General features: G+C 60.8%; 20 protein-coding genes (1 of these 20 cut by a window edge). 15 read left to right on the forward strand and 5 right to left on the reverse strand.

The genetic code is table 11. The features are described from left to right. The first annotated feature begins 39 nt into the window (after positions 1-39). The 7 genes from atpF (at position 40) to glmU (ending at position 6,849) form a co-directional block, all read left to right on the forward strand. Complete coding sequence (gene atpF, locus CK910_RS04790) at positions 40-510, forward strand: F0F1 ATP synthase subunit B (protein WP_042873489.1); 471 nt, start codon at positions 40-42, stop codon at positions 508-510. Positions 511-523: 13 nt separating this feature from the next. Continuing rightward, positions 524-1,057, forward strand: a complete 534-nt coding sequence (gene atpH / locus CK910_RS04795; protein WP_043557318.1) for a F0F1 ATP synthase subunit delta — start codon at positions 524-526, stop codon at positions 1,055-1,057. A gap of 15 nt (positions 1,058-1,072) precedes the next feature. Beyond that, on the forward strand, positions 1,073-2,614 hold the full coding sequence (atpA, locus tag CK910_RS04800; protein ID WP_043557317.1) for a F0F1 ATP synthase subunit alpha: 1,542 nt from the start codon (positions 1,073-1,075) through the stop codon (positions 2,612-2,614). A gap of 43 nt (positions 2,615-2,657) precedes the next feature. Next, entirely contained in the window at positions 2,658-3,524 is an 867-nt protein-coding gene (atpG, locus tag CK910_RS04805; protein ID WP_043135297.1) for a F0F1 ATP synthase subunit gamma, read from the forward strand. A gap of 33 nt (positions 3,525-3,557) precedes the next feature. Beyond that, positions 3,558-4,946, forward strand: a complete 1,389-nt coding sequence (gene atpD, locus CK910_RS04810; RefSeq protein WP_042037168.1) for a F0F1 ATP synthase subunit beta — start codon at positions 3,558-3,560, stop codon at positions 4,944-4,946. A gap of 18 nt (positions 4,947-4,964) precedes the next feature. Next, positions 4,965-5,393, forward strand: coding sequence for a F0F1 ATP synthase subunit epsilon (locus CK910_RS04815; RefSeq protein WP_043135298.1), 429 nt, complete (start codon positions 4,965-4,967; stop codon positions 5,391-5,393). A 94-nt stretch (positions 5,394-5,487) separates the two neighbouring features. Beyond that, the gene (glmU, locus tag CK910_RS04820; protein ID WP_098981246.1) at positions 5,488-6,849 is read left to right on the forward strand and encodes a bifunctional UDP-N-acetylglucosamine diphosphorylase/glucosamine-1-phosphate N-acetyltransferase GlmU; all 1,362 of its coding nucleotides are present in this window, start codon (positions 5,488-5,490) and stop codon (positions 6,847-6,849) included. Between the two features lie 50 nt (positions 6,850-6,899). Here glmU and creD read toward each other — a convergent pair whose 3' ends face one another. The 4 genes from creD to blrA all read right to left on the reverse strand — a co-directional run bounded on the left by creD (position 6,900) and on the right by blrA (position 11,382). Further along, positions 6,900-8,261, reverse strand: coding sequence for a cell envelope integrity protein CreD (gene creD / locus CK910_RS04825; RefSeq protein WP_098981248.1), 1,362 nt, complete (start codon positions 8,259-8,261; stop codon positions 6,900-6,902). Positions 8,262-8,379: 118 nt separating this feature from the next. Further along, positions 8,380-9,174: a class D beta-lactamase gene (gene blaOXA, locus CK910_RS04830; RefSeq protein WP_098981251.1), complete on the reverse strand. Its 795-nt coding sequence runs from the start codon at positions 9,172-9,174 to the stop codon at positions 8,380-8,382. Between the two features lie 77 nt (positions 9,175-9,251). Next, positions 9,252-10,673, reverse strand: coding sequence for a beta-lactam sensor histidine kinase BlrB (blrB, locus tag CK910_RS04835; RefSeq protein ID WP_098981254.1), 1,422 nt, complete (start codon positions 10,671-10,673; stop codon positions 9,252-9,254). Between the two features lie 34 nt (positions 10,674-10,707). Further along, positions 10,708-11,382 carry a beta-lactam response regulator transcription factor BlrA gene (blrA, locus tag CK910_RS04840; protein WP_098984989.1) on the reverse strand — a complete coding sequence of 225 codons (675 nt, stop codon included), beginning with the start codon at positions 11,380-11,382 and terminating at the stop codon, positions 10,708-10,710. 123 nt (positions 11,383-11,505) lie between these two features. Here blrA and CK910_RS04845 point away from each other — a divergent pair, with 123 nt between their 5' ends. Together CK910_RS04845 and glmS are read left to right on the forward strand one after the other, a co-directional pair. Then, a complete protein-coding gene (locus tag CK910_RS04845) occupies positions 11,506-12,279 on the forward strand; it encodes a DeoR/GlpR family DNA-binding transcription regulator (protein WP_041218325.1) in 774 nt (257 codons plus the stop codon). Positions 12,280-12,340: 61 nt separating this feature from the next. Then, positions 12,341-14,173 carry a glutamine--fructose-6-phosphate transaminase (isomerizing) gene (gene glmS, locus CK910_RS04850; protein WP_043135305.1) on the forward strand — a complete coding sequence of 611 codons (1,833 nt, stop codon included), beginning with the start codon at positions 12,341-12,343 and terminating at the stop codon, positions 14,171-14,173. Between the two features lie 62 nt (positions 14,174-14,235). On the opposite strand, the gene CK910_RS04855 is transcribed toward glmS, so the two are convergent. Further along, a complete protein-coding gene (locus CK910_RS04855; protein WP_042873460.1) occupies positions 14,236-15,012 on the reverse strand; it encodes a helix-turn-helix transcriptional regulator in 777 nt (258 codons plus the stop codon). A gap of 209 nt (positions 15,013-15,221) precedes the next feature. Between CK910_RS04855 and CK910_RS04860 the strand changes: the two genes are divergently transcribed. The 6 genes in view from CK910_RS04860 to CK910_RS04885 are tightly spaced (at most 2 nt apart) and all read left to right on the forward strand, a layout consistent with a single transcriptional unit that may run on beyond the window. Beyond that, positions 15,222-15,983: a DUF3450 domain-containing protein gene (locus CK910_RS04860; protein WP_172955239.1), complete on the forward strand. Its 762-nt coding sequence runs from the start codon at positions 15,222-15,224 to the stop codon at positions 15,981-15,983. Further along, positions 15,980-17,287 (forward strand): MotA/TolQ/ExbB proton channel family protein, encoded by a 1,308-nt coding sequence (locus CK910_RS04865; RefSeq protein WP_098981256.1) that lies wholly within the window; start codon positions 15,980-15,982, stop codon positions 17,285-17,287. Before CK910_RS04860 ends, CK910_RS04865 begins: the two co-directional genes overlap by 4 nt. Continuing rightward, on the forward strand, positions 17,284-17,814 hold the full coding sequence (locus tag CK910_RS04870) for a MotA/TolQ/ExbB proton channel family protein (RefSeq protein WP_098981259.1): 531 nt from the start codon (positions 17,284-17,286) through the stop codon (positions 17,812-17,814). Before CK910_RS04865 ends, CK910_RS04870 begins: the two co-directional genes overlap by 4 nt. Continuing rightward, positions 17,811-18,212, forward strand: coding sequence for an ExbD/TolR family protein (locus CK910_RS04875; RefSeq protein WP_098981262.1), 402 nt, complete (start codon positions 17,811-17,813; stop codon positions 18,210-18,212). The genes CK910_RS04870 and CK910_RS04875 overlap by 4 nt, the downstream gene beginning before the upstream one ends. Continuing rightward, positions 18,209-18,871: an energy transducer TonB gene (locus CK910_RS04880; protein ID WP_098981264.1), complete on the forward strand. Its 663-nt coding sequence runs from the start codon at positions 18,209-18,211 to the stop codon at positions 18,869-18,871. The genes CK910_RS04875 and CK910_RS04880 overlap by 4 nt, the downstream gene beginning before the upstream one ends. 2 nt (positions 18,872-18,873) lie before the next feature. Further along, a protein-coding gene (locus tag CK910_RS04885; RefSeq protein ID WP_172955240.1) for a tetratricopeptide repeat protein crosses the window boundary here: on the forward strand, positions 18,874-19,949 show its 5' portion. The gene runs 103 nt beyond the window's last position; only the first 1,076 of its 1,179 coding nucleotides appear in the window; it begins with the start codon at positions 18,874-18,876; the stop codon falls past the right edge of the window.

The raw sequence follows: 19,949 nt of genomic DNA on the forward strand, positions 1-19,949 counted from the left end.
CCAGGCATAACCCATTAACTAACTAAGAGGACATAGGCTGTGAATATCAACGCCACCCTCCTCGGCCAAGCAATTGCTTTTTTCTTCTTCGTAGTGTTTTGCATGAAGTACGTGTGGCCGCCGCTGATGGCAGCCATCGAAGCCCGTCAGAAAGAAATTGCTGATGGTCTCTCTTCCGCAGAGCGTGCCAAGAAAGATCTGGATTTGGCCAAGGCCAACGCCACCGATCAGCTGAAAGAAGCCAAGCTCCAGGCTGCAGAAATCATTGAACAGGCTAACAAACGTAAAGCCCAGATCATTGATGAGGCTGCTGTCGGAGCCCAGACTGAGCGGGAAAAAATCCTGGCTCAGGGCCGCGCCGAGCTCGAAGCTGAACGTCATCGTGCCAAAGAAGAACTGCGTAAGCAGGTTGCTGCTCTTGCCATTGCTGGTGCAGAGAAGATCCTGGCGCGTCACATCGACCAGGCTGCCAACAGCGACATCGTCGACAAACTGGTAGCAGAACTGTAACGGGAACGGGGCTATGTCTGAACTGACTACAATCGCTCGCCCCTACGCCAAGGCTGCTTTCGAGTTTGCCGTTGAGCACAAGGCGGTTGACCAGTGGCTGGGGATGCTCGGCTTCGCTGCACAAGTAGCGGAGAACGAGACCATTCACAACCTGGTGAACGGCTCTGTCGCTGCCGAAGAACTGGCAAATCTCTTTGTCGGTATCTGTGGTGAGCAACTCGACGAGCATGGCCAGAACCTGATCCGGGTGATGGCTGAGAATGGTCGCTTGGGTGTGCTGCCGGCGGTCGTTGCTGAATTTGTAGCGTTCAAGGCTGAACTGGATAAAGAAGTTCAGGCTGACGTGATTTCGGCGACCGAACTGACCGACCAGCAGAAAGCCGCTATTCAGGCTTCTCTGGAACAACGTCTCGCGCGCAAAGTGAAGCTGAATTGCAGCATGGATGCGTCCTTGATGGCCGGGGTGCTCATCAAGGCCGGTGATCTGGTAATCGACGGCTCTGTCCGCGGTAAGCTGGGTCGCATGGCTGACGCGCTGCAATCTTGATTGGGGTATTAGAGCATGCAACTGAATTCCACTGAAATCGCCGAGCTTATCAAGCAGCGCATCGCGCAGTTTGATGTCAAAAGCGAAGCGCGTAACGAAGGTACCATCGTCTCTGTGAGCGACGGTATCATTCGTATTCACGGCCTGGCCGATGCCATGCAAGGTGAGATGATCGAGCTGCCGGGCAACCGCTTCGCTCTGGCATTGAACCTGGAGCGTGACTCCGTCGGTGCTGTGATCATGGGTTCCTATGACGGTCTGTCAGAAGGAATGAAAGTAAAAGGCACTGGCCGTATTCTGGAAGTGCCGGTCGGTCGTGGTCTGTTGGGCCGGGTGCTGAACACCCTGGGCCAGCCGATCGACGGCAAAGGTCCGGTCGACAACGACGGCTTCTCGCCGATCGAAGTGATCGCCCCGGGCGTTATCGAGCGTAAATCCGTTGACCAGCCGGTTCAGACCGGTCTGAAAGCCATCGATGCCATGATCCCAATCGGTCGTGGCCAGCGTGAGCTGATCATCGGTGACCGTCAGGTGGGCAAGACCGCCATCGCGATCGACACCATCATCAACCAGAAAGACTCCGGCATTAAGTGTGTCTACGTTGCGATTGGCCAGAAGGCCTCCACCATCGCCAACGTGGTGCGCAAGCTGGAAGAGCACGGCGCGCTGGCCAACACCATCGTCGTTGTTGCTTCTGCCTCCGAAGCCGCTGCCCTGCAGTACCTGGCACCCTATGCCGGTTGCTCCATGGGTGAGTACTTCCGTGACCGCGGTGAAGACGCGCTGATCATCTATGATGACCTGTCCAAGCAGGCCGTAGCTTATCGCCAAATCTCCCTGCTGCTGCGCCGTCCGCCAGGACGTGAAGCCTATCCGGGTGACGTTTTCTATCTGCACTCCCGTCTGCTGGAGCGTGCTGCTCGCGTCAACGCCGAGTACGTAGAGAAGTTCACCAATGGTGCCGTGAAAGGCCAGACCGGTTCTCTGACCGCGCTGCCGATCATCGAAACCCAGGCCGGTGACGTATCTGCATTCGTACCGACCAACGTGATCTCCATCACAGATGGTCAGATCTTCCTGACGTCACAGCTGTTCAACTCCGGTATTCGTCCGGCGGTTGACCCGGGTATCTCCGTATCCCGTGTGGGCGGTGCCGCTCAGACCAAGATCGTCAAGAAGCTGTCCGGTGGTATCCGTACCGCACTGGCCCAGTATCGCGAACTGGCGGCATTCGCCCAGTTCTCTTCCGATCTGGACGATGCGACTCGCAAGCAGCTGGACCATGGTCAGAAAGTGACCGAGCTGATGAAGCAGAAACAGTACTCTCCGATGAGCGTGGCCCAGCAGTCGCTGGTGCTGTTCGCCGCCGAGAAAGGCTATCTCTCCGATGTCGAGCTGAACAAGATCGTCGACTTCGAAGCCGCTCTGCTCTCTTACGCCAATACCCAGCATGCTGAGCTGATGGCTGAAATCAATGCCAAAGCAGACTACAACGACGCGATCGTTGGCAAGCTGACTGCGTTGCTGGATGACTTCAAGGCAACCCAGACCTGGTAAGCGTGTGTGGCAGCGCGAGCTGCCACCTGATGGAGAGTAAGAGATGGCCGGCGCAAAAGAGATACGTAACAAGATCGGGAGTGTGAAAAACACTCAGAAGATCACCGGCGCTATGGAAATGGTGGCAGCAAGCAAGATGCGCCGTGCGCAGGAACGCATGTCTGCCAGCCGTCCGTACGCTGAAACCATGCGCAAGGTGATCGGCCATATCGCCCAGGGGAACTTGGAATACAAGCACCCCTACCTCATGGAACGTGAGGTCAAGCGAGTGGGTTACATAGTCGTCTCCACCGACCGTGGCCTGTGTGGCGGTTTGAACATCAACCTGTTCAAGGCTGCCCTCAATGATATGAAGCAATGGAGCGCGAAAGGTGCCAAGGTTGACCTGGCTCTGATCGGCAACAAGGCCTCCAACTTCTTTGAACGGCACGGCGCCAAGGTGAAAGCTCATGTCGCAGGACTGGGTGACAACCCGAGCGTCAATGACCTGATTGGTTCAGTCAAGGTCATGCTGAAGGCTTACGACAACGGTGAGATTGACAAGCTGTACCTGGTGTACAACAAGTTCGTCAACACCATGGTGCAGCAACCACGAGTCGATCAACTGCTGCCTTTGCCCGTAACTGAAGACAGCAAGCTCGCCAAGAAGCAACACTGGGATTACCTCTATGAGCCGGATCCCAAGCAGCTGCTGGATACCCTGTTGATTCGCTATGTCGAATCCCAGGTGTACCAGGGGGTGGTAGAAAACTTGGCAAGTGAACAGGCAGCCCGAATGGTTGCCATGCAAGCCGCGACTGACAACGCCGGTAACCTGATTAACGATCTGCAACTGGTATACAACAAGGCCCGTCAGGCCAGTATTACCCAGGAGCTGACAGAGATCGTATCCGGTGCTGCTGCGGTGTAAGGCAAGGGTTATCAAAGGTTTAGAGGATTTGACATGAGTAACGGTTTCATCGTCCAAATCATCGGCGCTGTGGTGGACATCGAGTTCCCGCAGAATGCCGTGCCCCAGGTGTACGATGCACTGAAGGTCGTCAGCGAAGGTCAAGGCCTGGGTCTGGTGCTGGAAGTGCAGCAACAGATCGGCGGCGGCGTCGTTCGTTGCATCACCATGGGCTCCTCCGACGGTCTGCGTCGTGGGTTGGAAGTAATGAATAGCGGTAAATCCATCCAGGTGCCGGTCGGCGTATCGACTCTGGGTCGGATCATGAACGTACTGGGCGATCCGATCGACGAAAAAGGTCCGATCGGTGAAGAAGAGCGTTGGTCCATCCACCGCGCGGCCCCCAGCTACGAAGATCAGTCCAACAGCAACGATCTGCTGGAGACCGGCATCAAGGTTATCGACCTGGTATGCCCGTTCGCCAAGGGTGGTAAGGTCGGTCTGTTCGGTGGTGCCGGTGTCGGCAAGACCGTCAACATGATGGAGCTGATCCGTAACATCGCCATCGAGCACAGCGGTTATTCCGTGTTCGCCGGTGTTGGTGAGCGTACCCGTGAGGGTAACGACTTCTACCACGAGATGATGGAGTCCAACGTACTGGACAAAGTATCTCTGGTTTACGGTCAGATGAACGAGCCGCCCGGAAACCGTCTGCGCGTGGCGCTGACCGGCCTGACCATGGCCGAGAAGTTCCGTGACGAAGGTCGTGACGTGCTGTTCTTCGTGGACAACATCTACCGTTACACCCTGGCCGGTACTGAAGTATCCGCACTGCTGGGCCGTATGCCGTCCGCAGTAGGTTACCAGCCGACCCTGGCCGAGGAGATGGGTGTTCTGCAAGAGCGCATCACCTCCACCCGGACCGGTTCCATCACCTCAGTCCAGGCCGTTTACGTGCCTGCGGATGACTTGACCGACCCGTCTCCGGCGACCACCTTCGCCCACCTGGACGCCACCGTCGTTCTGTCCCGTCAGATCGCGGCTCTGGGTATCTACCCGGCCGTTGACCCGCTGGACTCCACCTCCCGTCAGCTGGATCCGCTGGTGGTAGGCAAGGAGCACTACGAGACCGCTCGTGGCGTTCAGACAGTACTGCAGCGCTACAAAGAGCTGAAGGACATCATCGCCATCCTGGGTATGGATGAACTGTCAGAAGAAGACAAACTGACCGTAGCCCGTGCCCGTAAGATCGAGCGTTTCCTGTCCCAGCCGTTCTTCGTGGCAGAAGTGTTTACCGGTTCTCCGGGCAAATACGTGCCGCTGAAAGAGACCATCCGTGGTTTCCAGGGCATCCTGAAAGGCGAGTACGACGATCTGCCTGAGCAGGCGTTTTACATGGTTGGCAGCATCGACGAAGTCGTCGAGAAATCCAAGAAACTGTAAGCCTCGATAGGAGGGCCCATGGCTGAGATGATCTCCTTTCACCTGGATGTGGTGAGCGCCGAAGGGAAACTTTTTTCCGGTCGGGTGCAATCTGCTCAGGTATCAGGCTCCGAAGGTGAGCTGGGTCTCCGTCACGGTCATGCTCCGTTGCTGACTGCCATCAAGCCGGGCCTGGTCCGCTTGATCAAGCAAAATGGTAGCGAAGAGGTGCTGTATATTTCCGGCGGCATGCTGGAAGTGCAACCCGAAGCCGTGACCGTGCTGGCGGATACCGCGATTCGTGCCAACGATTTGGATGAGGCGAAAGCCCAGGAAGCCAAACGTGCGGCCGAAGAGCGGATCCACAGCTCCCATGGTGATATCGACTATGCCCAGGCCGCTACCGAGCTGGCCAAGGCGATGGCCCAACTGCGGGTTATCGATATCGTCAAAAAGAATTACCGTTAAGTTCGGTGATGCAAAAAGCGACCTTCGGGTCGCTTTTTTTTTACTCGTTGGATAGACTCCGCCGAGTATTTATTCATGTTCCAAAGGTCGAGTTATGTCCCTCAATGTCGTGATCCTGGCGGCGGGTAAAGGCACCCGCATGCGCTCAGCCCTGCCCAAAGTGCTGCACCCGGTAGCCAATAAACCCATGGTTTCCCATGTGATCGACACCGCCCGCAAGGTCGGTGCCGAGCAACTGCATCTGGTCTATGGCCACGGTGCCGAGCTGCTGAAGGAGCGGATCCAGGCCGCCGATCTGAACTGGGTACTGCAGGCCCAGCAACTGGGTACCGGTCATGCCGTCGCCCAGGCCATCCCGTTCTGGAAAGATGAGGATGACGTGCTGGTGCTGTACGGCGACACCCCGCTGATCCAGCCGGAAACCCTGCAACGGCTGCTGGCCGCCAAGGCCGATGACGGCATGGCGCTGCTGACAGTGGTGCTGGACAACCCGACCGGTTATGGCCGCATAGTGCGCGCCAACGGCCAGGTGGTCGGCATTGTCGAGCAGAAGGATGCCAACGCCGAGCAGCTCGCCATTCGCGAGGTCAACACAGGCGTGCTGGTGGCCAACGGCGGCCAGTTGCGTCAATGGCTGTCACGTCTGGACAACAAGAATGCCCAGGGCGAGTTCTATCTGACGGATGTGATCGCCATGGCGCACGGGGATAATTGCCCCATCGCCGCCGTGCATCCGGACCATGCCATGGAAGTGGAAGGGGCCAATAATCGAGTTCAACTGGCTCAGTTGGAGCGCAGTTATCAGCAAATGCAGGCCGAGCAGCTGATGATCGCCGGCGTCACCATGATCGACCCCGCACGCTTTGATTTACGGGGAGTTTTGGAAATTGGCGAGGAAGTGGTTATTGATGTAAATGTCATCATTGAGGGCAAGGTAACGCTCGGCAACCATGTGCGCATCGGGGCCGGCTGCGTACTGAAGGATTGCGTGATCGGCGACCACACCGAAGTGAAGCCCTACTCCGTCATCGAGGGCGCCCAGGTCGCGGATCAGTGTTCGGTCGGTCCATTTGCCCGCTTGCGTCCCGGCTCCGTTCTGGAGCAGGATGCGCACGTTGGCAACTTCGTCGAGATGAAAAAATCCCGTCTCGGGGTTGGTTCCAAGTGTGGTCATCTCACCTATCTGGGGGATGCAGAGATCGGCGCCAAGGTGAACATCGGGGCCGGTACCATCACTTGCAACTACGACGGGGTCAACAAGTTCCAGACCATCATCGAGGACGATGTGTTCGTCGGTTCCGATACTCAATTAGTAGCACCAGTTCGCATCGGCAAGGGAGCAACCCTGGGTGCGGGCTCTACTATTACCAAGGATGTGGGTGAGCATGAACTCGTGATTACCCGGGTACCCCAACGCCACATCCGCAATTGGGCTCGTCCGGTCAAGAAGAAGTGATGCCCGATCAATGAAATGCAAACCGGCGCCTGATGGCGCCGGTTTTGTTTTTAGCTCTCCTGCTTGGTGGCGGGGAGCGTCGGGACACTTCCCATCACCCGATACCAGTCCAGCTTGCGGGTCTGCACCATGACAAGCGTCAGTATGGCGAACAGCAGCAGGGCGCCGAGCAGCAGGGCTGTCTCCTGTGCTTGCAGCAGGCCGAACAGGATGGCGTAGACCAGCCCGAGCAGGGCCGCGAAGCCGAGCCCCTGTTTGGGGCCGCCCAGCACATGACTGAGGTAGAAACCGTTGAGGGCAACGCTGGCCAGGCTGGCAATCAGGTAGGCCCAGCCAAAGCCGAGGTGCTCGGTCAGCGCCAGCAGCACCAGATAGAAGATGGCCAGCCCCATGCCCACCAGGGCGTACTGGATCGGGTGTACCCGCAATCCCCTGAGCAGCTCGAACATGAAGAAGCTGAGGAAGGTGAGGCCGATGAACAGCAGGGCATACTTGGCCGCCCGCTCGTTCAGCTGATAGTGATCCACCGGCTGTACCAGGCTGACGCTGAAGGCGGGCAGATCGCCGCTGGCGCCCTTCATCATGCGGTTGAAACGAGTCTCCATGTCGGTGGCGAACCAGCTGCTCTGCCAGCTGGCGTCGAATCCCCGGGCTGTGAGGGTGCGGCTGCCCGGCAGAAAGTCACCGATGAAGTTGGGATGAGGCCAGTTGCCGCTCAGCTGCAGCTTGCTGTCCTGGCCGAGGGGCACCACTTCCAGCTCATTCATTCCCTGCAGATCCAGCTCGATATGAAAGGCGTCTCCCTCACCCGGCAGGGCATTGAGCGGCGCATGGATGCCGGCCAGACCGTCACCCAGCAGGGCGCCGGGGGTGAACGGGATGCGCTGCTCACCCAGCTGCAGTTCCGGCACGCTGTTGATGCCGCGGGCATCGGACAGCACCAGGCTCAGATAGGGAGTACCCGCCACCAGCGCCGGATCGGCGCCATCGACGGTCAGGTCTGGTTCGCCGCTTATCAGGGCCTTGCCGTTCAGCCCGGTGGGCAGGCGCCCCGAGAGGGAGAGCCGGGTGTGATAGACCTGAGCCTGATAGATGCCGAGCTTGCGGGGGGTGACCTCCATGCTGGCCCGCACATCCAGCTGCTCCGGCAGCAGGTAGCGGTAGAGCTGCAGCTTGCGCTCGAAGCGCTTGCCATCCTGCTCCACAGTGACTGTGCGGGTGTAAGGCTGCACCACGACGGGCCCCAGCAGCCGCTGCGGACCGCTGCTGCTGGCCATGATGCTGTGAATGGCCTGACTGCGATAGGCCTGACGCTCCCGGTTCAGCTCCATGATGGATTGCACCGGCACCATCAGCAGCAGGCTGAGCAACAGCAGCAGAAAGATTTTGTGGCTGAATATCTGTTTGACCATGACACGTCTCCTTGTTGACGGGAACAAGTGTGTCTGGCTCGGGTGAAGAGGCGATGGGGCCGTGTGAAGTGGGGGTGAAGGGCGATAAAAAAACCGGCGCCTTGCGCCGGTCTTGGCATCACAGCTTCTTCAGCTGTTCGGGCAGGGCGGCAAACACCTCTTCCTTCGCCTTGATCGAGGCGAATTGCTTGCCGGGCTTTTGCACGACTGTGTGGACGAAGATGAGCTGCTTGCCCGGTTTGCTGGCCCAGCCGACGAACCAGCCGATCTGCTGATCCCGGTTGAGGCTGCCATCCAGCAGCTTGGGGTAGCCCATGCCGGTCTTGCCGTGGATCTGCCAGCCGTCGATGTCGGGCTGACGCAGTATATTGGCCGTGTGCTGCAGGGTCTGGGCGGAGACAGGCAGCTTGCCGCTCACCAGTTTGCCGAGGAAGCGGGCCTGTTCCTGCGGGCTGATGGCGAGGCTGGAGCTGAGCCAGGCCTGGGTCAGACCGTCGTGCTTGCCGGGGTTGCCAGAGAGATCCCGGTTGCCGTAGTCGAAGCGATCGACGTACTGCTGGAAGCGCTCCATCCCCAGCCACTCGGTGAGGCGCTGGGAGTACCAGACCACAGAGTAGGTGAGCCAGCGGCTCGGGGTTGTGGTCTCGCGCCAGGCGGGCAGCCAGTCATCGTCGCCGGGTTTGAATGGCAGGGCCGGCAGCTTTTCATCCACCAAGAAGCCGCTGTCATACCCCATCAGTGCCAGCGGGATCTTGAAGGTGGAGGCGGGTGGCAACTGGCTTGAGCAATCCCCCTGGCTGCTGATGGGCTTGCCGCTGCCATCGGCAAACAGCATGCAGCCGGAGGCGGCGCTGGCCGGCAGCGAGAATAGCAGGCCGGCGGCGAGCAGGCTGGGTAACAGAATGCGGGACATGGGGTCTCCTTGGACAAATGGGGCTGAGGGCCGGGAGGCGGCAGCATAACGCCGCTTTATGTGGCCAGTGTGAAGTGTCAGCCGGTGGGCAGCCAGAGCTCGGCCAGCACACCGCCATCGGGCTGATTGCCGAGGCTCAGGTGGCCGCCGTGCTGGCGGGCCACCTCGGTGGCAAAGCTGAGCCCCAGGCCGCTGCTCTTGCCCTTGTCGGGCCTGGGCAGGGAGTAGAAACGCTCGAAGATGCGTGGCAGGGCATAGTCCGGAATGCCGGGCCCCTGATCCCGCACCCGGAAACAGTAACCGTCTGCGCTCATCTCGCCGGTCAATCTGACCGTGCTGCCGGCGGGCGAGAAGTCGAGGGCGTTGTCCAGCAGGTTGCCGAGGGCCTGCTCCACCAGCAGCGAGTCCCACTTCTGTTTCTGGGCCTCGCCGAGTTCGGCCATCAGCGTCACCTGGCGGCGCTGGGCCAGGATCTGGCGGGCGTCGAGCGCCCGCCTGCCCAGTGTGGCGGGGGCTATGGCCTGTCTGTCCAGCCCCTGCCCCGACTCCAGTTTGGCCAGTTGCAGCATGCGTTCTATCAGCTGCTGCATGCGGGCCGTCTCCAGATTGATGTTGCCGATAAAGCGCTTTGCGACGTCCAGCGGCGGCGCCTCGGCCAGCAGCTCCCCTGCCCCGCGAATGGCGGCCAGCGGGCTCTTCAGCTCGTGGGTCAGGCTGTGCACATAGGCTTCGATGTAGGCCTTGCCGTCAAGTTGGCGACGCATGGTTTCCAGAGATCGGCCGAGCCGATCCAGCTCGGGGCTGTAGAGGCGCGGCAGGCTGGCCGGCTGGTTGTGGCTGACCGCATCGGCGTAGTGCACCAGCTTGCCGATGGCGCGGTTGAGCCACCACACCAGCAGGGCGCCGATCAGCAGCGAGATGAACAGCAGCAGGGCCGCCCCCTGCAACAGCTGGTGTTCGCTGCGCTCTATCATGGGCAGCAGGGTGCGGTTGGGCTTGGCGACCGTGAGGGATCCCAGGATATCGTCCCCCTCCCGCAACGGCGCGGCCACGTGCATCACTGAACTGGCGGGATCGTCGGGGTCGCTGCGGGTGCTGCGGGCACCGTATTCGCCGCGCAGGGTGCGATAGACGTCGTTCCAGCGCGAGTAGTCCTTGCCCAGATCCACCCCGTCCGAGTCGTAGACCACCTTGCCCCAGCGGTCGACCACATAGATGCGGTACTCCGCCTGCTGCTTGAGGTGGCCGTCGATCAGGGCGTTGATGGGGCTCTGGTTGAGGCGGGCGAAGGCGCTGGCCAGCCTGCCATCCGCCATCTTTCCTTCCTGCAGATCGTCCAGTGCCAGCGGCGCCAGCATCTGGGCCATGTCGACCAGGGTATCTTCGGTAGCGCTGCGCACCCCGGGTTTTATCTCCTCGACGAAGATCTCCAGTACGAACCAGGCGGCCAGTGCGAAGATCAGTACCAGCCCGCACAGCAGTTGCAGTCCAATTCTCATGTCGGCTCCTGGCCGCTGCACGGCAGCAGCATGTTCATGCCAGCTCCATGCTGTAGCCCAGCCCGCGATGGGTCAGGATCAGGTTGGCGTCCGGGTCGCGCTCCCGCAGCTTGGCGCGGATGGTCTTGATGTGGGTATCGACGGTGCGATCCAGGCTCTCTTCCGCCCCGCTCCACACCAGATCCATCAGCTGCTGGCGGGAGTAGACCCGGCCCGGCGCCTGCATCAGGGTCTTGAGCAGCAGGTATTCGTAACGGGTGAGCGCCAACGGCTGGCCGTGGAAGCTGATGCGGGCCCGCTCCTCATCCAGTGCCAGCAATTGGCTCGGTGGGGGCGTGGTTGGCTGGCTGCGGCGCAGAATGACCCGCACCCTGGCGCAGACCTCCCGGGGCGAGAAGGGCTTGGCCACATAGTCGTCGGCCCCTATCTCCAGCCCGATCAGCCTGTCTATCTCCTCGCTGCGGGCGGTGAGAAACATCAGCGGAGTGTCGCAGCAGGCACGCACCTGCTTGCACAGCTCGAAACCGCTGATGTCCGGCAGCCCCACATCCAGGATCAGAAAATCCGGTCGCGTCTGTTCCAGTCGTGCCAGCAGCGGCTGGCCGAGGGGAAACCATTCCACCTCGAAGCCGTCGGTTTGCAGCGCATAGATCAGGGTGTCGGCTATGCTGGCCTCATCTTCCACCAGCCAGATGACTCGTTTTTGCATGGCGTCCTCGTCGTAAATCCGTTGTCCCATTCTGGCATCGAACCAAATCGGATCCTATTTGCTGTTTTATTTTTCCAAAAAAGGCGCTAACATTTCGATATTCTTTCGAATCGAAACTTAAAGATGACCAAGCGTAATACCCAGCAGCGCCGCCATACCATAGTGAGCCTGGTGCAGGAGCAGGGGGAAGTGAGCGTCGATACCCTGGCCAAGCACTTCTCCACCTCCGAAGTGACCATCCGCAAAGATCTGGCCGTGCTGGAAACCGGTGGCCTGCTGTTGCGTCGTTACGGTGGTGCCGTGCCCCTGCCCAGCGAGATGGTGGTGGACAGCAATCCCGAGCAAGTTTCGAAACGAAAGCTGGCCATAGCCCGTGCCGCCGCCGAACGGATCCGCGATCACAATCGCGTCATCATCGACAGTGGCAGCACCACCAGCGCCATGATCCCCATGCTGGGCAACAAGCGCGGTCTCATCGTCATGACCAACTCCCTCAACGTGGCCGGCGCCCTGCGCGAGCTGGAGAACGAACCCACCCTGCTGATGACCGGCGGCACCTGGGATCCCCACTCCGAATCCTTCCAGGGTCAGGTGGCGGAGCAGGTGCTGCGCTCCTATGACTTCGACCAGCTGTTCATCGGCGCCGATGGCATAGATCCGGAGCGGGGCACCACCACCTTCAACGAGCTGGTGGGCCTGTCACGGGTCATGGCCGAGGTGTCGCGGGAGGTCATCGTCATGGTCGAGTCGGAGAAGATAGGCCGCAAGATCCCCAACCTCGAGCTGCCCTGGGCAAACATCCAGACCCTGGTGACCGACGAAGGCCTGGCCAGCTCGGCCAGAGAACAGATCCAAGCCCGGGGGATCACGCTGATCTGCGCCCCCGTGGCCGGCTGATATCGCCAATCAAATATCCCGTTATCCAAACCTATTTCTGAATTCAATCGAGGAGAAGTGTATGTGTGGCATCGTCGGGGCCGTCGCCCAACGTGATGTGGCTGAAATCCTGGTAGAAGGCCTGCGCCGTCTGGAATACCGTGGCTATGATTCCGCCGGTGTGGCCGTGTTCAGCGCCAGCCAGCCGCTGCAGCGGGTTCGCCGTCTGGGCAAGGTGGCCGAGCTGGCCAAGGCGCTGGAGGAGCAGTCCGTCCACGGTGGAACCGGTATCGCCCATACCCGCTGGGCTACCCATGGCGAGCCGTCCGAGCGCAATGCCCACCCCCACGTCTCCGAGCACATAGTCGTAGTGCACAACGGCATCATAGAGAACCATGAAGAGCTGCGGGCCGAGCTGCAAGGGCTGGGCTATGTGTTCAGCTCAGACACCGACACCGAGGTGATCGCTCACCTGGTGCACCACGAGCTGAAATCCGCCCCCAGCCTGCTGGCGGCCATGCAGGTGGCGGTGAAGCAGCTGCGCGGCGCCTACGGTACCGTGGTGATGGACAGCCGTGACGACAGCCGTGTAGTCGTGGCCCGTTCCGGCTCCCCGCTGGTGATCGGCCGCGGCATAGGCGAGAACTTCATTGCCTCCGACCAGATGGCGCTGCTGCCGGTGACCCGTCGCTTCATCTTCCTGGAAGAGGGTGACGTGGCCGAGGTGACCCGCCGCGACGTGCACATCTTCGATACCCACGGTGACGCCGTGGTGCGCGAAGAGCTGGAATCCGAGCTCTCCCACGATGCCGGTGACAAGGGCGAATACCGTCACTACATGCTCAAAGAGATCTACGAGCAGCCCAAGGCCATCACCAACACTCTGGAAGGCCGTCTGGGCACGGATCACGTTGTGGTCGAGTCGTTCGGCAACGGCGCCCGTGCCATCTTCGACAAGGTCGAGCACGTCCAGATAGTTGCCTGCGGCACCTCCTACAACTCGGGCATGGTGGCTCGCTACTGGTTTGAAGAGATAGCCGGCGTCTCCTGCGACGTGGAGATCGCCTCCGAGTTCCGCTATCGCAAATCCGTGGTGCGCCCCAACAGCCTGCTGGTGACCCTGTCCCAGAGCGGCGAAACCGCCGATACCCTGGCCGCCCTGCGGCTGGCCAAGCAGTCCGGCTACATGAGCTCGCTGGCCATCTGCAACGTACCGGGCTCCTCCCTGGTGCGTGAATCGGATCTGGCCTTTATGACCCGCGCGGGGGCAGAAATCGGGGTGGCCTCCACCAAGGCGTTCACCACCCAGCTGGCCGGCCTGCTGATGCTGGTGGCCTCTGTCGGTCACTGCCGTGGCAACCTGAGCGCTGCCGCTGAGGCCGAGCTGGTCAAGGCGCTGCAAGCCCTGCCGCTGCGCATCAAGGAGAGCCTGGCGCTGGCCAAGGATATCGAAGCCCTGGCCGAAGAGTTCGCCGACAAGCACCACAGCCTGTTCCTCGGCCGTGGCAGCCAGTACCCCATCGCCATGGAGGGGGCGCTCAAGCTCAAAGAGATCTCCTACATCCACGCCGAGGCCTATGCCGCCGGTGAGCTCAAGCATGGCCCGCTGGCGCTGATCGATGCCGAGATGCCCATCATAGTGGTGGCGCCGAACAACGATCTGCTGGAGAAGCTCAAGTCCAATGTGGAAGAGGTGCGTGCCCGTGGCGGTATCCTCTACGTGTTCGCCGATGCCGATGCCGGCTTCAAGAGCGACGAGACCATGCGGGTGATGAGCCTGAACCATGTGGAAGAGATGATAGCCCCCATCGTTTACACAGTGCCGTTGCAGCTGCTCTCCTACCACGTTGCCCTCATCAAGGGCACGGACGTGGATCAGCCGCGCAACCTGGCGAAATCCGTGACTGTGGAATAAGCCGTTGTCAGAAATGAAAAAAGAGCCGCATTGCGGCTCTTTTTGTTTGTCTGGTGGGGGCGCTATGACAGCCGCAGGTTGGTGATGGTCACGTCGTCCAGCGAGGGCACTATGATGCCGCTGGAGATGCTCTTGGCGATCGCCTGGTTGCGGTTCTTCGAGTCGGTCTTGTTGGTGACCTGGTTGAGGTGGAAGTTCACGGTCCGCTCGCTGATGCCGAGTATGGTGGCTATCTCCCAGGAGGTCTTGCCCTCGCTGGCCCAGAACAGGCACTCCTTCTCCCGGTCCGACAGCTCGGTCAGGTACTTCATCAGATCCGGCCTGCTCTTTATCAGCTGCAGCGCCGAGTTGAAGATGTAGCTGGCGCAGAACGACAGCAGGGGAACGTTTTCAAACATCAGATCGGAGTTGGATTTTTCCTTGCTGATGAAGGAGAGGATGCCGTGCTCCCCCTGCGGGGTGTGCAGCGGGAAGGAGACACCGTTCCTCACCCCGAAATCGGCGGCCAGATTCATCACCTCCCGGCTGGCGCTGGGCAGCCAGGGAGAGTCGCAGTCGAGCTTGTTCCAGAAGATGGGCTGGGTCTGCTTCAGGCCCAGGAAGACCACAGGATCCTGGGTCAGGTAGTGCCGCTCCGTGTAGGCATCGAACCAGCTGGTGGGGCAGTTGTTGAACAACGCCACGTGGGATTTCTGCATGCTGATGGGGAAAATAATCAGCAGACGGAAGTAATCAAAGCCCATCTGATGACTGAAGCGCTCCAGTTGCTGCTGGATATCGCTGGTCTTCTTGGCCTTGGTGAACCGATCGATGTGTTCCCAGATCGCATCGTTAAACATGTACATCTCCTTTTTCGATCTCTATCACATTGATCGAAAAGATATTTTTTATTTATTAATTTGGTGTTGTGACTACCAACGCCAGTGACTCCCGTGCTTGCTTAAAAATTATCCTGTTTTTTCGGCCGAAGGCCAAGAAAATCATCTGATTGCCACTGACCCCACTCTTTGAGACAATGAGAATAGTTATCATTGTTAAGATTTATATCATGAATAAGTTTTGGGGTTTGGCCTTGTTGCCATTGTCAGTCCACTTTGCTGCCGGCGCCGACGAGCTGGTCGCACCGGCACTGAAGAGCAGCATAGCTGCCGGAAAAGTCTCCCAGCAGCGGGTGGAAAAAGCCGCCGATGCGGCCGTTGCCGCCCGGCTGGAGCTGCAAAATGCCCAGCTGCAACTGCGCGATCTGGAAGCCTACAACCGCTACATGCAGTCTCTGGTGGCCGATCAGCAAAATGAGCTGGGCAAGCTGAGCCAACAGCTGGAAGCGGTACAGGAGACCCGGCAGGGCTTGATCCCGCTGATGCTGCAGATGCAGGCCGACCTGGAGCAACTGGTACAAAATGACATCCCGCTGCGCAGGGAAGATCGGCTGGCGCGGGTGGAACAGCTGAAAGCGACCCTGGCCCGAGCGGACGTGAGCGAGGCGGAGAAATTCCGTCAGCTGCTGCAGGCCTATCAGATCGAAGCCGAATACGGCAGCCGGCTGGATAGTTACTCCGCCGAGCTGGCGCTGGACGGTGCACCGCGCCGGGTCGATGTGCTGGCAGTGGGCCGGGTTTCCCTGCTGGCGATGACCGCCGATCGCTCCCAGGCGTGGCGCTGGTCTGCGCAGAGCAAGCAGTGGCAGGCCCTCGACAGCCAGTGGCTTTCTCCCATCGCCGAGGCGCTGGAGATGGCTGCCGACAAGAAGGTCCCCCAGTTGTTGAATGTCCCCCTTTCCGTCAGCCGTGGTCAGGAGGCCCAGTCATGAGCGTCACCATGAAGTGGTTCCCCCTCGCTATTGCCCTCTCTCTGGGCACCACTGCCGCCGTTGCCGATGAAGCCTGGCAGCAGCAGGAGCAAGCCCGTGAACAGCAGGCGCAGCAGGATCTGGCCTCCGTCTCCAAGGAGCTGAACGGTGCTCGTGCCAAACTGGCCGCGGCCCAGAGCCTCAGCAAGCAGCTGGCGGCCGAGTTTGCCGGCAACGAGAAGCAGCTGGTGGAGCTCAACGCCCAGTGGGAGCAAGCCTCCGGCGACATGAACGAGATCTTCGCGGTCACCCGTCAGGGCGCAAGCGATGCGGTCAAGCTGCTGGCCGAGTCCGCGGTCGAGGGCCAGTATCCCGAGCGCCTCGCCCCGCTCAAGGCTATGGCGCAGGAGAAGCAGGTACCGGATCGCGCCGCCCTCGCCCTGTTGCCCGCGACTCTGCTGCAAGAGATCCGCGAGTCTGGCCGGATCGCCCGGTTCGACGGCAAGGTGCTCGATGCCCAGGGGGCTGCCAGCGAGCAGGCGCTGACCCGGGTCGGCAGCTTTGCCCTGCTGGGTGGTGAAGGCTTCCTGCAGCCCACAGCCGAGGGTCTGAGCCCTGTGCTGGGTCTGCCAAGTGGCGTGCTCTCCGACGTTGCGGCCTATCAGGGTCAGGAAGGGGAAGCGTTGCCGCTGGATCCCTCCCACGGTACCCTGCTGGAGATGCTGGCGCAGGCCCCCACCTTCTGGCAGCAAGTCCAGCAGGGTGGTCAGGTTGGCGCCATCATAGTGCTGCTGGCCGCCATAGGTCTGGGCATTGCCGCCGCGCGGCTGTGGAGCCTTTCCCGTGAACTGGGCCGGGTGCGTCGCCAGCTCAAGAGCGGCGAATATCACGCCGACAACGCCCTCGGCCGGGTGCTGACGGTGGCGGAGCAGCATCCCGAGCTGAGCATGGAGACCCTCGAACTGAGGCTGGACGAGGCCATACTGCAGGAGACGCCCCGCATGGAGCGTGGCATCGGCATGGTCAAGGTGATCGCGGCCATAGCTCCCATGCTGGGTCTGCTCGGTACCGTCACCGGCATGATCGGCACCTTCCAGGCCATCACCCAGTTCGGCACCGGAGATCCCAAGATCATGGCGGGCGGCATCTCGATGGCGCTGATCACCACGGTACAGGGTCTGGTGGCGGCCATTCCGCTGATCCTGGCTCACAGCCTGCTGCAGTCCCGCTTCACCGAGCTCTCCAATGTGCTGGAGCAGCAGGTGGCCGGCATCCTGGCCGAGCGCGCCGAGAGCAATAACAACGGGATGGAGCGAGCGGCATGATGCTCGACATCTGGCAACAGTTGCAGAGCTTCATGGGCCGTGGCGGCCCCGTGCTCTGGGTCATTCTGGCCCTGCTGGTGCTGATGTGGATTTTGATGATCGAGCGGCTGCTCTACCTCAATCTGGGCTTTGGCCCCTTGCAGCAACAGCTGCTGAGCCGCTGGCAGGGGCGCAGCGAGCGCCACAGCTGGCATGCCAGGGCCATTCGCGGTCGCTGGCTGGCCCAGGCCGAGCTGGAGCTGAACCGTCATCTCATCTTCATCCGCACCCTGGTGGTGCTCTGCCCCATGCTGGGGCTGCTGGGTACAGTGACCGGCATGATAGGCGTATTCGATGCGTTGGCCGCGGCCAACCGCTTTAACCCGGAGAGCATGGCAGGCGGTATCTCCCGCGCCACCATACCCACCATGGCAGGTATGGTGGTGGCCCTCTCCGGCGTCTTGTTACTCAGCCGGCTCGAGAGCCAGGCCAGGCGTGCGCTGGCCAAGACCCGGGACGGCCTGCGAGAAGAGAAGGTAATGCAATGAGACGGCAATCCAAACGCCAGCGTGACGAAGTGCAGATCGACATGACCCCCATGCTGGATATCGTGTTCATCATGCTGATCTTCTTTATTGTCACCACCTCCTTCGTGCGCGAAGCCGGGCTCGAGGTGCACAGACCCCAGGCCAGTCAGGCCAAGGCGCAGAAATCCTCCAGCATCATGCTGGCGATCGGTGCCCAGGGTCAGATCTTCCTCGACCGCAAGCAGATAGACGTGGAGAGGGTTCAGGCCAGTATCGCCCGCCTGCTGGCGGAGCAGCCCGATGCCAGCCTGGTGATCCAGGCCGACGAGCGGGTGCCCCACGGCAAGGTGGTACGGGTGATGGATGAAGCCAGGGCGGCGGGCATTGCCAACATCGCCGTGGCGGTGGCGCCGAAATGAAGTTCAAGTTGATGAGCCTGGGGCTGGGGATCGCTCTCAGTCTGGCAATCCTGCTGTTCATGGCCACTCTGGTGGAGCCCCCCAAGGGCGAGAAGGTGGCGAGCGAGCAAAAATCCATCGTCATCAACATGCAGAATGAAGTGACCGAGGTGCAGGTGCGTGAACGCCCTGTGCCACAAGAGCCCGAACCTCTGCCGGAACCTCCCGCCGCCCTGGCGTCGACCCCCATGCCCTTGCCGGCCGCGGCGCCGTTGCCTTCGGTGCAACCTAGCCTGGACTTGGTCTCCAGCCTCAGCGCTGTGCAGGTCTATGCCCCCGGTGTGGCGACCAGCACGGCCCCCGTGCTGAGCGGCAATTTTCATGGTCAGCAGCAGGGCGCCGGTGTCGGTGCCGGCGACATGCTGATGCCACTGCAACGGATCGAGCCTGTTTACCCCTATCGCGCTCAGCAGGCCGGGATTGAAGGCGCAGTGACCCTGCGCTTCAGCGTCGATGCCGAGGGGCGAGTACAGGATGTGGAAGTGATCGAGGCCAAACCCAAGCGTCAGTTCGAGCGGGCGGCCATTCAGGCCATCAACAAGTGGCGTTATCAGCCCAGGCCCGGCGCCAGCGACAAGCTGGTGCAAGTCATCACGCTCAAATTCAAACTGGAGTCATAACTATGTTGCGGATCTGGATCTGCCTGCTGGCCCTGGTCAGCCAAGCCTGTCTGGCGATGGAGGTGAGCCCCCATTTCTCTCGTCAGCTTGAGCCCGTGATGAAGCTCTATCAGTCCGGCCAGTGGCAACAGGCCCAGAGCAAGGCATCCGGCCTCAAGCCGGGGTCCGATGCAGAGCGCGCCTGGCTGGCCCAGCTGCAGGCGTCCATGGCAGCCAACCTGCAGCAGACCGCCCAGGCGAGCCGTTACGTCGAACAGGCGCTGGCCTATAAAGAGTGGCCGGAGCAGCAGCAACTCCAGTTGTTGCGTCTGCGTGGCGATATCCAGGCACAGCAATCCAACTGGACCGGCGCCATCGCCAGCTACAAGGCGGCACTGGCACTCAAACCCGACGATGCCCTGCGTCTTCGTCTGGCCGGCCTCTATTACCACAACAAACAGTACGCCGAGGCAGCCAGCCAGAGCGAACAACTGCTCAAGAAGGGCTGGCAGAAGCAGGCCGCCATCATTCGTCTCTCCGCCCTCACCGCCCAGCAACGTTATGGTGTAGCTGCCGATCAGGCCGCCGAGCTGATCCGTCACGAGCCGACAGAGAGCAAATGGTGGCAACAGGCGGTGTCGCTCAATCTTTCCGCCAAGCGTGGCGATCAGGCGCTGGCCCTGTTGCAGACCGCCATCGATCGCCAGCTGATGGACGATGCGGCAGCCCGCAACCAGCTGATCCGCCTCTATGCGTGGCAGGGGCTGCCCTATCGCGGTGCCCGTCTACTGGGAACCGCCATGGCGAAGGGACAGATGAAGCAGAGTGCTGACAATCAGCAACTGCTGGCCCAGTTGTGGGAAGGTGCCCGGGAATGGCCGAAGGCGGTCGATAGCTGGCAACTGCTGGCCAAACAGCATGGTCAGCCCAAAGCCGCCATGCGCGCCGCCGAACTGTTGCTGCAACAGGGCAAGATGGATGCCGCCATGACTCAGCTCGTGGCCATCAAGTCAGTGAAAGGCGAGCAAGGCAATCGCGCCAAAGCGTTGCTGGTGCAAGTGCACCTTAATAAGGAGCAGTATGCACAGGCGCTGGAACT

The sequence above is a fragment of the Aeromonas sp. CA23 genome (genome assembly GCF_002587065.1).
In the GTDB taxonomy this organism is placed as follows: Bacteria; Pseudomonadota; Gammaproteobacteria; order Enterobacterales; family Aeromonadaceae; genus Aeromonas; species Aeromonas bestiarum.